The sequence below is a fragment of the Sediminicola luteus genome (genome assembly GCF_002514735.1).
GTDB lineage: Bacteria > Bacteroidota > Bacteroidia > Flavobacteriales > Flavobacteriaceae > HQA918.
The window spans coordinates 1,180,060-1,195,915 of record NZ_NBWU01000001.1 but is presented as its reverse complement, the minus strand read 5'-3'; the positions used below and the strand labels follow the sequence as shown (position 1 = coordinate 1,195,915).

12 protein-coding genes are annotated in these 15,856 nt (G+C 44.2%); all 12 read right to left on the bottom strand.

Annotated elements, in window-relative coordinates; all coding sequences use genetic code 11:
• Positions 1 to 23: 23 nt before the first annotated feature.
• On the bottom strand, positions 24 to 389 hold the full coding sequence (locus B7P33_RS11865) for an MFS transporter (protein ID WP_141402464.1): 366 nt from the start codon (positions 387 to 389) through the stop codon (positions 24 to 26).
• 42 nt (positions 390 to 431) lie between these two features.
• Positions 432 to 977: a hypothetical protein gene (locus B7P33_RS11860; protein ID WP_097442172.1), complete on the bottom strand. Its 546-nt coding sequence runs from the start codon at positions 975 to 977 to the stop codon at positions 432 to 434.
• 187 nt (positions 978 to 1,164) lie between these two features.
• Positions 1,165 to 1,821 (bottom strand): NAD(P)H-binding protein, encoded by a 657-nt coding sequence (locus tag B7P33_RS11855; RefSeq protein WP_097442171.1) that lies wholly within the window; start codon positions 1,819 to 1,821, stop codon positions 1,165 to 1,167.
• A 216-nt stretch (positions 1,822 to 2,037) separates the two neighbouring features.
• On the bottom strand, positions 2,038 to 2,268 hold the full coding sequence (locus B7P33_RS11850; RefSeq protein ID WP_097442170.1) for a hypothetical protein: 231 nt from the start codon (positions 2,266 to 2,268) through the stop codon (positions 2,038 to 2,040).
• A gap of 365 nt (positions 2,269 to 2,633) precedes the next feature.
• A complete protein-coding gene (locus B7P33_RS11845) occupies positions 2,634 to 4,343 on the bottom strand; it encodes an ATP-dependent nuclease (RefSeq protein WP_097442169.1) in 1,710 nt (569 codons plus the stop codon).
• A gap of 1,081 nt (positions 4,344 to 5,424) precedes the next feature.
• Complete coding sequence (ccsA, locus tag B7P33_RS11840; RefSeq protein WP_097442168.1) at positions 5,425 to 8,535, bottom strand: cytochrome c biogenesis protein; 3,111 nt, start codon at positions 8,533 to 8,535, stop codon at positions 5,425 to 5,427.
• Positions 8,536 to 8,872: 337 nt separating this feature from the next.
• Positions 8,873 to 10,357, bottom strand: coding sequence for an ammonia-forming cytochrome c nitrite reductase (gene nrfA, locus B7P33_RS11835; RefSeq protein ID WP_097442167.1), 1,485 nt, complete (start codon positions 10,355 to 10,357; stop codon positions 8,873 to 8,875).
• Entirely contained in the window at positions 10,347 to 10,946 is a 600-nt protein-coding gene (gene nrfH / locus B7P33_RS11830) for a cytochrome c nitrite reductase small subunit (protein WP_097442166.1), read from the bottom strand. Before nrfH ends, nrfA begins: the two co-directional genes overlap by 11 nt.
• A gap of 12 nt (positions 10,947 to 10,958) precedes the next feature.
• Positions 10,959 to 12,242 carry an alginate export family protein gene (locus B7P33_RS11825; RefSeq protein WP_097442165.1) on the bottom strand — a complete coding sequence of 428 codons (1,284 nt, stop codon included), beginning with the start codon at positions 12,240 to 12,242 and terminating at the stop codon, positions 10,959 to 10,961.
• Between the two features lie 552 nt (positions 12,243 to 12,794).
• Positions 12,795 to 13,175 (bottom strand): hypothetical protein, encoded by a 381-nt coding sequence (locus B7P33_RS11820; RefSeq protein ID WP_097442164.1) that lies wholly within the window; start codon positions 13,173 to 13,175, stop codon positions 12,795 to 12,797.
• Positions 13,176 to 13,390: 215 nt separating this feature from the next.
• Positions 13,391 to 14,347, bottom strand: coding sequence for an alpha/beta hydrolase family protein (locus B7P33_RS11815; RefSeq protein ID WP_097442163.1), 957 nt, complete (start codon positions 14,345 to 14,347; stop codon positions 13,391 to 13,393).
• A 94-nt stretch (positions 14,348 to 14,441) separates the two neighbouring features.
• Positions 14,442 to 15,854, bottom strand: a complete 1,413-nt coding sequence (locus B7P33_RS11810) for an ABC transporter permease subunit (RefSeq protein WP_097442162.1) — start codon at positions 15,852 to 15,854, stop codon at positions 14,442 to 14,444.
• Positions 15,855 to 15,856: the final 2 nt, after the last annotated feature.

Below are 15,856 nucleotides of genomic sequence, written 5' to 3'. Positions count from 1 at the left end.
CCTCCACACCAAAGACCCGACGGTTATACCAACTCACTCTCGATTCGAAAACGGGTGGGTCTTAACCAGACCATATAAAGAATCAGCAACAGGCCGATCAAAAAGAATTCCGGGGCCAAAATAACCAGCAAAAGGGCACCGCCTTCCAACATAGCCCATCGCACTATAGCAGCGGTTGTATAAGTGGGTAGTTTATCTTCAAAACTTAGTTTTGGGTCTACCCCATTAACCAACTTTTTAAACAACCATTGCCCAACTAAAAGGGCTATAAACGGAATCGCCAAATACACCGCATTACTTCCGTCTATTTCGGGCAATCGGGCGGGATCTATGCCAAACATATAGGCCAAGATCAAAATAGGCGAAACATACCCCTGCACAAAGGGCAATATGAATGAATTGAAGCAGTTTCAAACGATTTCCCATAACGTTTAGCGTTTACTATATTGTTCTAAAGCTTCCAATACCGACCGGGCCCCTTCGGGTTTCCGGGAGAAGTCGACGTTTAGATTATTCTTATGGCAATAGGTATGAAAGGCCATTAGTTTCTCCCCGTTGCTTCGTAAGATCTGCCCATAACCCGGAACCGTATCTATAAGGGCCTGTTGTATTTTTCCCGCTTCTACCACATACTTTATTTTAAAGGTACGGGGCATGCGTTTGAGGTAAGAATCGAGTAGGTTTTGGTGTTTTTCGGTGGTAACCACCGTATCGCCCTTCGATTTTATATCCAACAACTCAATCTGCGATTGCATTACCTTACGCCAGGCCATCATTTCTTGTAAATGGGCCAGGTTTTTAACCTCTTCGCTCCCGTCGATAAACAGCTCTTTATAACCCGCATCTAGAAAAGGCGCCACTTCACTAAAAGTATTCGTATTACCGGCCGCAATATAATCGCGAACCAATTGTGCTTTATCAGATGATATGGAAAATACCCCTAAAAACAGGAATAAAAAGGATAGTACGGTTTTCATGGGATGAAGATACAAAAAGTCGAAAGTCGAATGTTACAAATCAAATGTCCCCTAAAATAGCTGCCACATGTCACTTCGACCGAGGGGAGAAGTCGCATTATCTTGGTTTCGATTAAATCTAGGATACTCGATTAAACAACGCCACACCAAAACAATTACCTAATAATCAATCGTAAATAAACAATCATCAACCCCCTGTCAAGTCTGCTATATCGATATTCTCCAAGATTTCTTGGCCGTGACCGTTTAGGCCCACCGTGAGCATGGCTTGGGCCAAGTGGGTAGATGGAATACTGTATTTTATACCGAACATTTTGATTAAGGGGTATAGGCCGCGGCTGATTTTATACATCAGGTTTGGTTCGTTTCTGGGTCGTACCGGATAGATATAGCCTGGTCGAAAACTGTAAAATTCGAGATCGAGGGCGCTGAGTTGGTTTTCAGCCATGCCCTTATAACGGGCAAAGGCGGTACGGCTTTTTTTGCTACGATCGGCCCCAGCCCCACTAAGCAGGCATAAACGTGCTTGCGGACTCCCCATTTGCAGTTGCTTACCAAAGGCCACGGCATAGTCTACGGTGAGGGCTTTAAACTGCGCATCGGGCAACTGGCCCGTATAGGCCCCAATACAGAAAAAAGCCGCATCTATATTTTGGAACACCTCAGAATGGGCCGTATAGTCCGAAAAATCAGCGACTACCACCTCGGTGAGTTTGGCATGCGCCTGCCCCGATGGCCTACGCACCAAAGAGGTTATGCCGGTAATGTGCGTATCGGCCAAGGCCAGGGCCAACAATTCGCCCCCGACCATACCACTGGCTCCGGCGATCAATATATGTTTCATAGGTATACCTCGGTTTTAGCTAAGGAAGATAGGCTTTTGTTGCGGCAATACCACAAGAAGTTACTGACAGCTTTTGGTAGGTGTGGTGGCTAGGCACGAGGCAGAGGACTAACAACAGAAGATGGTACTAACGGGGGTTAGCGTGAGTGGCACGAGGCGGAACCTGGCGCCAGCGGGGGCATTGCTACGAAAGAAATAAAAAAAATAGCCCTCGGGCTATTCTAAGAAGTTTAAAATGGTGATTAAAATGCCAAGAAGGGTAAATCCGATTCCAATACTCCACTTTAAACTTGAGTCTAAGCGATCTATTCTGGAATTTATTGTATCCAATCTATCAAGTACCCTGTCCATATCGCTATCAACTTTTAAGTCAATGATTTCCAAGATAGCCAATTTCTCTTTTTTCGGCAAGTTTCCTATGCTCTTGGCAAACTCCGTCATTTTCATAAATAAATGCTTTTAAATTGAACAATCGTTTGGGAAGTACTTTGGTCAAGGGAAAATTTCAGCTCAAATTGGAGATCAAAAGCCCGGAGGGTTCCCTTGACAAATGGGATACCGTGGTTTTGATACTATTTTGATGGGAATATTTTACCGGACCTATCTTGCAAAAACGATGGATTGATGGATTGGACTGCCCTACCACCCAGTGCTACCCGTAGCGATCGATACGTAAAGCAACAAGGCACGAGCCAGCGAAGGGCTTAAAAAGAAGATGGCACTAACAGACGTTAGCGCCAGCGGGGGGTTCATTGTGGTCATCGAGAAGCTATACCACACGATTAAATCGTGCGGTAGCGGGGGTAATACATTTATATTTTTTCAAGTATTTTAAACAAATCACTTAAACCCTCTTTTGTTTTAGTTGATAGGTTTTTACAAAATTCATTTTGTTTTTTAGAATAATCATAAAACAAAAAGCCTAATGCTCTTTTTAAATCATCCGACTTTGTTATTTGTAATAAGTTTTCCGCATCTTTTTCACACAAAAAGTTTTCCAATTCAAACTTGTCACTTTGGTTACCATAAGTGTAAATTTTCTTTTCAAATTCGCTTCCAAATTCTTTTAGGTACTTTCTTTTAGCGTCTTTCCCTGCTTTATCATTGTCAAGAAATACTATGAAGTTATCTGCAAACGAATATGCAAAACTTATCAATGTCGTGGACTGACTTGCTCCGCTACTTGGAATAAACTTCAATTCTTTTTTTATAAAATCTGTATGCTTTTGTAAGATATTAAAAAAATAAAAATCAGTTATTCCCTCGGTTATTATTATTTTTCCAACAAAGTCATGAGCAAAATTCAAGTTTAAGGCTTGATAAATAGGAGATAATGCTCCTTTATCTTTTTTCGATTTATAGCTACCGAAGTTTTGCAAATTAATTTTAGAATTTTTCTTTTCTGCAATTCTTATGCTTCCAAGTTTGATAATGTCTGGATTTAATAAATACTGAGAGTGTGTGCAATAAATTATTGTATTTTTCTTTGAGACAGATTCTAATTCCTTTAATAATTCACTTTGAGCAGAAGAATGTAAATAGGAGCCAGGTTCATCAAGTAGGAATATAGAGTTTTCTAATTTTCCCTTATAGTTAGGATTAAATTTTAACTTAACCATGTAATTGAAAAACCATTGGAATCCTTTACTTCTTTCTGAAATATCGAAAGTTCTTTTTTTACCTTTATGTGATTTGTCTTTTACTTTAAATTCAAAAGTATTATCAGTATTTACAATAACTAATTCAAGTTTGTCACTATCATCTGCAAAGCTTTCACCACTCTTTTTGATTCTCTTCCATTCCTGTATTATTTCTTCGTTAAGCGTATCTTCAACATCTGAGCGTATGTCAGATTTTTTATCTCTATCTTCAATTTTTAGATAAGAAATTAAAGGAGTCTCTGTTTCATCTTCGTCAATACCTTCTGTATCTGCTCGCTTAAAAATTTCTTCTATAATCTCATTCCATTCACGATTTTTAACTCTTCCAATTTTACCACTTTCTCTATAATCATCTGGGAATTGTATTGAACTTGGAACTCTGTCTGCAAAATCATCGAAGTATAAAATATAAGGTAGTTTCGATACTAAGTATCTTGATATTTTATTTAAAGTTACTTCAGAGACATCTTCAATTTCACATTTATAAGGTTTTTTCTCTTTAGAAAGAGAACGTTCTAGCACAAATATGTAGTCTTTGCTTAATGAATTGATAATTTTATAATCCTCTGATTCTGTGTTTATTTTTATTTTTTCAACAAGCTCATCTTTTTCCTTTTTATCTAACTTTATGAATGCTGAAATTCTACAATCTCTTTGTTTTATTGCATAGTTGTTTTCATATTCTAAATGCTTCCCTCCATTGTGCCGATCTCTTGATTTGTCAAAGGCTAATATTGCTTTTAAAACTGATGTTTTCCCAGCTTCATTTATTCCTATTATAGGATTAATTGAAAAGTTTAGGGCAAATTCTATATTCTCAATTGCTCTATAATTTACTATTTTGAATTTGGTTATTTTCATTTCCTTTTTTTTCACATCTATTAATACCCAAAAACCTACTTTCCCTTAACAACCATTTGTTAAGTAGATTTAAATTGGTTTTGTTAGGTTCTGTTTTCATCCCTAAAACTAGGCCTTCCCGACATGGGGTACAATACCCACTAATGGGTATTTTTTGAGTGTTTTGGGCGGTTAAATAGTTGTTTTGTAGGAGAATACTGGCCCCCTAACCCCCAAAGGGGGGACTTATTAGGGTGTTATCGATCGGACTTAGGTTTTATACCGAATCAAAGCCCCTTTTCTTCTTCCTGTATACGCTTTATATAACCCGCCTTTTTGCCCATCGTATACCCCAATACAAAAAGGCCGATGGATATTAGTACGAGTAATGCAATCTGTGGTGCTCCTATGGCTAATAGCATGGTTTTTCCTTTTAATTAAACGATGGCTTAAAACTAGGGAAAGGAACTAGGGCCTCCTTACGGAAATGTGTAAGACCCCCTAGCCCCCAAAAGGGGAAATTATGGACAGCTTACTTCAATTCGGCATTTGTACTAGCTAATAAGTAACGTGAATCAAGAGTTGAACTCTCTGTGGTCCTCTGGGCTACTCCGTGAAACTCTGTGCAACAACACATAAAGCTCAAGTTACACAGAGGCACGCCGAGAATACGCAGAGTTACACTGAGAATATACATCTGGTTTTCAATAGATTACATTAATCCTTGATTCGCATAAGTAACCAGTTAAGAGTTAAGGGTTATGACGGTGAGCTTGTCTAAATAATGAGATGTCTACCCCAAACGCTCAGGGTCGATATGACCACCCAACTTCCGATTAAACCCTAACACAACTCCACAACTAAACACCAGATAAAATCGAAAGCTAAATGTCGAAAAGTCCTAGAAAAAATCAGCTGGGAAACCACCCCCTTAATCCCCCTCCAAAGGGGGAATTTTGGACCGACTGCTTCCTTTGGGCATTTGTACTCAGTTCTAGATAAGACCTTGGAACCAGTAACCAAACCCGAGTGGGCCACCTAGGTAGTTAGCTTCCCCCTTGAGGGGGATCGAGGGGGAGTCAACGACTAAACAACTCCACAACTAAACGCGCTGCTTGCGGTGCCTGGCCACGGCTAGCACAGTCAGGGCCAACATAATGCCGGCCAAGACGTAGATAAAGGTGGGTATGGGTACGGGGTCTCCGGTGGCATAGCTATGCAGGCCGGTGAGGTAGTAGTTCACCCCAAAAGAGGTCATGATAATGGACCAAAAGGCCCACATACTGGCAGTATTAAAGGTTAGGGCGTTGTTCAGTTTAGGCACAAAGCGCAAATGTAGTACAATGGCATAGACAATCACACTGATCAGGGCCCAGGTTTCCTTGGGATCCCATGCCCAATAGCGGCCCCAGGATTCATTGGCCCAAACCCCACCCAAAAAGGTCCCTATGGCCAGTAAAAAGAGTCCGATCGTAAGCAGCAGCTCGTTCATATAGGTCAGCTCCAGAATATGCTTTTGCAGCCGTTGGTGGTTCTTGGGGTTTTGCAAAGCGATAAGCACCAAAGCCATAAGTCCGAGTAGGGCGCCCAAGGCCAAGGGGGCATAGCTACTGACAATGGTGGCCACATGGATCTTTAACCAATACGATTTGAGTACGGGCATCAGATTGGTAATCTCGGGATTAAGCCAGTCGAGGTAACTTACAAAGAGCAGGGCCCCCGAAAATAGGGTGGCCAGCGGCAGTATAAAGACCGAACTGCGGTGGGTAAGTAAACCGGACAGGGCCAGACACCAGGCCACGAACACCAGCATTTCGTACCCATTGCTCCAAGGCGCATGGCCCGAGATATACCAACGCAGTATCAGGTTGCCGGTAAAGGCCAAAAAGGCAATAAAAATGCCCAAGAAACCCACGAACCAAAGGGTATCGACCCCTTTTTTCTGTACCAAGACCTTTACAATGGACAAAATAAGCAAGAGGGCGCCCAGGGTAAAAAAGATCTGGAACATCCAAAAATTCAGGTTGAGTTTGTTGTACCAGATCTCTGCGTTCAGCTTGGCCTCTGAGGGTACGATATGGGCCGCTAAGGTATTTTGATAAACGGCGATATAATTTAGCTTTTCATAGGCCGCTGCATAGTCTTGGTTCAATACATCGCGAAAATAGAGGGGTAAGATCCCTTGGGCGAATTGGGCATCCTCGGCCGGGAAATCCTCAAAATGATGGGTATGGGTAAACCAACTATCGTTCGCATCGTTTTTGTTAGGGAATACTTTGAGGTAATTGCCCGACAATACGTTGAACATAATATTGAAACGCTCGTCTACCTTGATCAGTTCCTTATCGCGTTCGCTACGCAGGGCCGGTTTCTTTTGGTTGGCCTTTTCTACGGCTTCGGCCAGTAGGTAGGCCCCATTGGCCCCAAGAAAATCGGAAAAAGCCGAGAGACCGTTGGCATGCTGTTGAATATCTTGCAACAGTTCACCCCCTTTTTCAGGATCCATTTTGATCAGCGGAATATGCTTCCAGGCATTGGGTTCGGCATGCATGGCCAAAAACACCTGGTTGGCATCCCAACGTTGGTCTTCGTAGTTCAGATAAGGTCTGCCGGACAGTTTCCGTAAAAATTCGGAAGCCAAGGAATTGATGGGTTTGATCCTCCCGTCGAGATCCTGTACGAACAAGCGGCCAAAAGCCTCCGCATGGATCTCGTTAATGGGAGTTACGGCCAGGGAATCGGTCGGACTTTGGGCAGAAACGGCGCTAACACCAATACCCAGCAATAAAAGTACAGCGGCCCGTTGCGACTGCTTTTGCAGTTTTTTCAGTTTGTTGTGAATAAAACGGAAGCGCGAGGTTTTCCCAAAAAGGGTAAAAAACATCCCCAAGCTCATCAAAAAATAACCCACATAAGTGATCCAAGTGCCCAGGGCATCTCGGTTAACGGCCAAAACGGTACCTTGTTCATCGGTATCGTAACTGGCCTGAAAAAAACGATAGCCCTTATGGTCCAATACGTGGTTCATATAAATACGGTAAGGCGTGTGTTGTCCGCCATCAATAATCTCCACCTCCGAAGCATAGGAAGACGGACTGGAAGAGCCCGGGTAGCGCTCCAACTGGAAATCGGTCAGTTTTAGGGCAAAGGGCAGCGGAATGGAATCGGAGCCGAAGGCCAGTTCTACTTGGGTATCGCCAAAATCGAGGCTATGGGCCGCGGGCAAAAAGCCTTTGCGGTAGAGCAGGGTGGCTTCTTTTTGGGTATCGCCCAATTGTACGTTTACTTTGAGCACATCGTCTCGGGTAGGGTCATTTTCCTTGGGTTTTTCGGAGGCCGAGACCAAATCAATCTTGCCTTTTTCGAAATAGCGGTTGGGCACAAAGGAAACATCGTGCCAGCGGTAGAGCGATTTCAGTTCCATTTGCTGCAAGCGATCGGGTTTGATCTTTCCGGCCGTTTGGGTGCTCATGGTAAAAAAGTCGAGCACAACGGGCGAATACAGGCTAAATCCGGATTCGGTAGCGCGGATATCCACAGCCGTAGTATCGCTGGTGGCAAAACCTACCTTATGGCCATGGTCGCCCAGGGCCTCTACCTCCCCTTCCTTTAGGATTAGGGTGGTCTTTTCGTTACCGTCCGAAACCACCATTTCCAATAGCGGTTCGCCATGCTCGGCATCCTCGACCAATTCTACGGCCGCATCGGCTATAAAATCGGCAAAGGAAACGGTAAGCGGAGTACCGTAATAGTCGGAGCTGAGACTAAACTCATTATCCCCCAGAGGGGAGAATTCAAGTTTCTTTTTTAAGGTTTTGTTTTGATCGCCGCCCTTTATGGTCACTTGCAGGTATTCGGCATCGGAGATCAGCCAATTGCTCTGGGCCCCTTCGCGGATACGCATAAGTCCGCTTTCGGCATGGTAGCGGGTTACGGCCGCCCCGATCAGGATCAGAATAAAGGCCAAATGGAATAGCAAAACCGCCCATTTATCGCGTCGCCACAGCCGGTATTTGGGAATAATGAACAAAAAACATAGGCCCAGGCCCAACATGACCAACTCGAACCAAAAGGCATTGTAGATGAGTTTCCAAGAAGTGGCAATGCCAAAATCGTTTTCAATGAACGTAGCCGTACCCATAGCGATGGCAAAGACCAAAAGCAATAGCAAGGCCAAGGAAGACGATGAAAAAAAGCGGTAGAGTTTACCCATGTTTTTTAGTGATTTATGTTGTCATTCCGAACGAGGAACGAGGAGGAATCCCATCTATTTGGGAATTTCGTTTGAACCGATGCCATGGCGTTGCATTTTTTGTCGCTTTTAGCATCACTTTGTTGTAATGAACCTAAGTTGTTTTACCAAAGATCCCGCCGTACTGCGGGAAGTATTCAAAACTGTGCTTCACTAAAGATCCATCCAGATTAATCGATTGGTGAAAACCCGGATGGATCCTTTGGAAGAAACAGTTGTTTTATTAATTGATTATTCTGCCCGGCATCTAAAACAATTGGTTGTTCTTAATTGCTTCGACTGCGCTCAGCATGACAATCTATTTTTTAGAGGTCGGCATTTTGGCTTCCCTTGCCTTGGCCTCTTCCAACCATTGTGGCAATACGTTTTCGAGGAAAGTCTCCTTTTCGGCCTCTAGTTTTTCCATATCCAGCCCTATATATTCTTGGGCTTTGTGTTTGGTACTGATGTCGGGCATGGCCACAGGTTCATTATGTCCGAGTTCGGCCAACAAACGGGCCAGTTTTAATCGGGCGTCTTGGGCCTTGACCAGTCCGGTACCGATTACCCGGGCCATTTCTACTGGGGCATGGAAAGATCCCCCATGCGAAGCGGCGGCATAGTCCCAGCGCCATTGGGCATGGCGTATATCCATAAGAATGGCTTGCATCTGCTCTTCGGTGGCCCCAAGCTCCCAGCATTTACCGGCCTCGATATGGGCTTTTACCAAAATGTCCTCCAGTTGTAAACGGGTCTCGGTAGACTTACGCTGACGCTCGTACACATTCTCGCGAAGCTTGTCGGCATCTTCACGGTGACACACCTGGCAGGCGTTGTTCATATTGTTCAATGGCGATTGAATGTGGTGGTCGGTAAATTTTTGTCCGCCCTCACTCTTATACGGCATATGACAATCGGCACAACTTACGCCACGTTGGGCATGGATTCCGGTCTTGAACACCTCCCAGTCGGGGTGTTGGGCCTTTAGCATGGGCGCCTTCGATATTTTATGGGTCCAATCCTTAAAGTTGATATTGTCGAAATAGGCCTCCATTTCCTCAACCGAAGTCCCTTTTTCCCAAGGCAATACCACAAAAGGCACGCCCTCTTTACCCGGTAGGTTTTTATTAAAGTAGTATTCTACGTGACATTGGGCACAGACCAACGAACGCATTTCTTGGTGGGTGGCCTTTTCAATATCCTGCCCCATGGCCTCAAAAGCCTCGATCAGGTACGGACGCGTAATTTGCAGTTTCATGGTCTTTTCGTCGTGACAGTCGGCACAACCGATCGGGTTCACTACTTCGGAGCCTTTACTGGCCCATTTGCCCGAATAGTATTCTTTTTGTCCGATCTCGTTCATAAGGCGGGGCACATCGGGGCTTTTACAGGTCCAACAGGTCGATGGCATAGGCCCATCGTCTTTACCGGTGGGTCCGCCCGTACGTAAACTGTTCTGCAGATCTTCTACGGCATAGTAGTGCCCGCGTCCTTGGTTATAGTCTTTAGAGAAACCATAGCCGGCCCAGAGCACCACCAAACGGGGATCTTCCTCCAGCATATCGCGCATGGCCGAGCCCCCTTGATAGGTGGCAAAATCGGTCTCGGAGGTCTGTAGGAATGATTGATATTCTTTCGGATAGTTTTCGCCCCAAACCTCATTTCGGGGTTCATTTTCGGCAATATCTACCTTGGGCACGAACTTATAGCGTGCCTCGTTTTTTCTGTTGATAATGCTGGAAGCCAAGAGTCCCAACAAAAAGACAACGATTACGGTTACTAGGAATAGGACTTTATTCTTCATCTGGGTCGTTTTTTAATTCTTGTTTTAGCCAATCCGGAATTACGGATTCGCCGGTATCTGTGGGTAAGGGTGCAATGTTATATTGTATAGTAGAGCTACCGTGGAGGCTACCATGGGGTACCTCTTGGTGACAGCTCCAACATTTGCGTTCGGTGCGGTTGGCGGTATGATCGGCCAAATAGCCTTCATACTTGGTCTGGGTAACCTGCTGCACATGACAACGGATACAATTGTCCTGTACCACGGCCTCCGACTCTTCGCGCATGAACATCACCTCGGGTTCGGCCCTTAGGGTAAAGACCGAAGCATGGTACAGGCCATCTTTAGCCTTAAAAAAGTATTTATTGGCCACATTGTTATGGGGTACGTGGCAATCGTTACAATTGGCCCATTCGCGGTGCGAACTATGCATCCAGGAATTGTATTGCGAGGTCATCACATGACAGTTCACACAGGCCTGGGGGTCGTCTGACATATAGGAAACCACCTCTGCCTCCTTGGCCAAGAACAGCCCCATACCCACAATGACGGCAATGGCCAAAGTAGCCACGGTACGCCATGTTGTTTTCTTTTCGGGTAGGAGATTCATGTGGTGCTTCTTTTAGTTGTTTTTATTCGGATCCCAAGTAAAGATATTGGGGTTTACCACCAACTGTACCCAAGCCCAGTTGTTGGTATTGTCGTGGGGTCGGCCGCCTTTGATCAAACTCATACTCTCACCGGCGAACATATGGGAATAGCCCACATCTACCTTCACCCCTTTGGTTATTTTTTGGGTAAAGGCCAAATCGATCTCGGTACCCAAATACTTATCGGCATTGTTCAACAGATCGGCATTGGCGGCAAAATAGTGGCCCATAAGCAACAGGCTCGATTTTTCGCCTGTGGCCACCTTTACCTTGGCATAGATATCGTTCAGACCCACATTATTGGCATGGTTACCCACATAGAAGTAATCCATAAAACCATTGAATTTGTGGTTGGTACCATAAAGCGGGAAGAAGGATTTGTTCTTATCGTCCCCGGCCTGATCCGTACCCGAAAGCATTTCAAAACCTAGGGCATAAACCGTTTTTCCGGGTTTTATGGAAGCCTCCAAGGCCAATTGGTAAGCACTGAGATCGGTATCGCCATCGGCCTTACCGAATTGGTAATAGGCACTTCCCCAAAAGTTGAATTGGTCTATAGGGAACTCAAAATAGGTACCTGTCGTTTGTCTGTAAAAAACACCGTCAGGGCGGTCGATATCGCCATCGATAAAATCTTGGAAGCCACTATTTAAAAAGAGGAAGCTGGCTGCCGACTTTTCCCAGTTCTTTTTCAGATAGGCATACTGCATGGCCTTATAGCTAAAAAAACCTTGAATGGGGTATACATTGCCCTCTACCGAAGGTTTGGGCTGGTTAAAAGCGAAGCCCAAGTCAGTGATAAAGCCGTCTTTTTTGTATTTGATAAGGGCCGCATCGTGAAAACGCCCTTGCATGGCCCAATCGAGTCCACCGAAAATACGTTGGTTATCATAAGAGATTACCTGGCGTCCGGCTTTTAAGGCCCAGGCCTCATCCATAAATACTTCGGCCCAAGCCTGAAAGAGCATAAAGGAATCGTTCCCATCTACGGGAAGTATCTGGCGGGTATCGCCCCAGGTACTGACATCTTGGGCACTTACGAACAGCTTATAGCGTTCGGCCTGGTATCCGATATTCAGTCGCGAACGTTGTTGAACGAAGGCGGCCGGGTCGGCATCGTCTGGAAAAAGATTGTTGAATCCGTGACGGTATTCGAATCGAGCGCGTAGGTCGACATCTACCGTAAGTTGTGCAATAGCCTCGACCCCCATAAACAAGCATAGTAATAGGGTCAAGGAGAAAATAGGTTTTCTCATAGGGCGGTTCCAAAATGTTAAACATTGGACCCAACTAGGATCCATTATCAGAGACCGAAATTAACATAAGTTTATACCCTCGGATATGACAAATGTCATGGTCGGTATAGCACTCTGATTTTGGGGCCTTTAAAAGGTATGAATTTTTAAGGAAACTGAAAAATACTTAAAAAATGATCCGTCTTACCAAAAAAAACCAAGTGAATTTCGCAATCTTTTTGCATATCGACAATACGGATCTGAACGAAAACAAGAAAGCTAACCCCATGTTGATGATTTGGTAACCTAATACAATTTCTGGGTAGTGGGCATGCCTTCGTTTAAATTGTTTTTGGGTTATAGGATGCCCTTTAAAAGCCATTGAATCCAGCTCCGCGGCAAAACCCCGTGTTATGAGTTAAAAAAGTCTGTTGCACTGAGTTTCACGGAGTAGCACTGAGAACCACAGAGGGGTCTAACCTTTACTCACCTTATAGTCATTCTAAGTAATCTGTAGCTTAGTTAAAATCATTCCGACCTACAACCTAATAAGAATAGAGATAAGCCAAGATTTTAAGTAATCTTTCTAGATTGATTAAGATTCAATACAAACATCATAATGGATACGAAAGTAAGTGACCAGATTACTTGGAAACCAGGTTCACCAAATTTTCCCAAACCATGAAGGGTCAAAAAAAGTAGAAAATGTATAACCGATAATTTAAAATGGGTTTTTTTCGAAGCCAATAGAACCATGCCATAACCAAGCAAAAACAATATGGCTGAGCCCCAATTAATCCATCCCAATAAATATGGAGAATTACTGGAGTCATACATCCAGCCAATGGTTTTGTTAATACTGTCCGTTTCACTTTCTCCTAAAACAGTCATCAAAAGAAAACTTATCAAGAACAACCAAAATAAATACTTCTCAAAAACCAATCTAAAATTCATACTAATAATTAGGTGCTTAAAAATACATTTAATGGTAATACTGAACTACCTCCGATTAAACGATTCTACAACTAAACGATGCAACAAACCCAAAGCCCTCACCCCCCGAAATGCTTCGGGACAGGCCAGCCCTCTCCCCGAGGGAGAGGGAGTAAGTAATCCGACGTAACCAATTCAACTGAATTACTTCCGATTATACGATTCAATAACCAAGACTATTCCATATGGGCAGTGAACCAGGCGATGATCTCTGTATAGGTGTCGAATAGGGAATGGGGCAGGCCGTGGCTTTTTCTATCGAATACTTTTAGCTTATAGGACTTGTCCAAGGCGGTAAACCTTTGGGCCAATTTTAAGGCTCCGGACACGGGTACCCGCCCATCTTGACGGGAGTGTAAAATATAGATCGGACTATTGATTTTTTCGGCCCAGTAGGTGGCCGAGCGTTCGTTTAGGTATTGGGTCTTTTTAGCTTCAAAATCGGGGAGCACTTGGGTCAGCCCCTTATAATTCTGGTGGGGTTCCAAGTCGTCCCAACCAGTTAAAAAGATGGGTCTGGCTTCCATTTGTATATGAAAATCGGCCACACCCCCAATAACGGCTGCTGCATTCACTTGGGTTCGGGCCAGACTTTGGTAGGTCATTTGTCCGCCTCGGGAAACCCCCATCATAAAAACATTTTTTGGATCTATATGCGGGAGTCTTTTTACCGCTTCCAGCAAATGGATGACATCGTTTACATCGTCTCCACCAATTTGATCTTGGGCCCCCAAGGCATCTATATAGCGATAGTTTGTGGCATATACGGCAAACCCTTGTTGTGCCAGGGTGTAAAAATCGGGCAAGTCTTCTTCATTCAATCGGCCAAAATTACCCGTTCCACCTCTATTGTAAAGGATCACAGGCCATTTTCGCCCTTGGGTATCACGCCGTCGGCAACTAAAACCTGATACGGTATGGCCATCGCTCTGGTAACTGAATTTTTCGAAAATAAAGTCGGTCTGGCTCCGGGCTTTTTCGTAACTAATGCTATCGTAGCGATAATGCGCTAGCTTACTAGCTTGGTTAAACGGGGTTCTGATTTTTACCTCATCAATATCGAACAAATCCGATTGGGCCGAGCTGTACATATAACCCAGTAGCATGAGTATAGTAATTGGAATATTTTTCATAACAAATGGTTGTTGTTGAAAAAGGACCTCTTCCCCAATACCAATTAAATTAGGAAGGGGAATAGGTCTTGAATTAACTGTAGTGTATAAAATATCAGCTGGCCCAAATACGCTTGGTAAAACCGAATCCGAGTCCGAATAATAGGACCACCAAACCTAACAAAACGAGCAAGGCCGAGGTAGCCGAACTGCTTAAGGGCTGGTATTGGAAAACCGGTAGCTTGGGTACATCTTCTTGGCTAAAATCTTGGTTATTGTACAAGAGCGGCATCAAATGGTTACGCCAAGTTTCGGAAAAGCCCATCACTTGGAATTTATAGTTCAAGAAGTCGGCCGTAGAATTACCTGCCAATCGATTTAAGGCCTGTTGGACTACAATGGCCGGCGATAGCCATTTAAAATTGCCCAACAGATCCTGTTGTTTCTGTAACTGTTCGGTATAGCGGTTGACCACGGGCTCCAATTCACTCCGAATCAGTTGTTGGCTAGCCACATAGCGATGATAGAAATTGCGTTTTTGCGTACTATCGTTTACCGCGTATTCGGGATGATCGCGTAGAAAATTATCCAAGATCTCATCTTGTTTTTCGGTAGCCTCAGCCTTTAGGCTTCGCATTTGTCCGATCATTTGGGTACGTGATGGCATGGGATAGAGCACACTACCTATTTGGTTAAGGATAGAAGGCACCAATAGCACGAAAAATATCCATAGGCCCAATAGCGATATCGCGTTGCGTGCCGATTGGCCTACCCAAAGGTTGACCAAAAAAACCAAAGCGAACCAAAAGAGCATATAGGTAAGTACGAGTGCAATCAATATGAAAAATGATGGGGCATTCGCCCATACATCCAACCCAAACCCAAGGGCTACGGCCACAAAGGCTACGATGACCAAAACCGAAAGCACCAAAAACCGAAGAGTCAATTTTTGGAATACCCATTGCCGAATACTAATGGGTTGCGCCATTAGAATACGTAAAGAACCCCTTTCTTTTTCGGCCGAAAGCACATGGTACGAAAACGCAATGATCAATAAGGGCAACAGATAAATGATAACAAAAGCCAAGTCGAAATTACCGAACAATAACTGCACCGGACTGGTCATCTCGGTGAATTCAATGGCAAAGTCATCACCCGTAGCCTTAGGGGAAACATATGGGGTGAATAAATCGGACTGACCGGTAGCGATATACGATAAAGGCTGGGCGTCTTTGGCTACAACACGCGGGTGTACATTACCCACAGCCATGGGGCTGGTCGGCACCAACCAAGGTGCCAAGGAAACCTCTAGACCCTGTTCTACGGAATCGAGCACCTTGACCATAGCGGCATCGGATGCCTTTAAAGTTTGTTGGGCGGTTTGGATACTGTTTTCCCATTGGTCCGTTTTTACCTGCCCGTTGTATACGGCAAAACCGATCAAAACAAGTAACAACACCCCTAGTAATTGGATCCAACGGCTACGCCAAAGGAGTTTTAATTCATATTTAAGGTTATACGAAAACATAA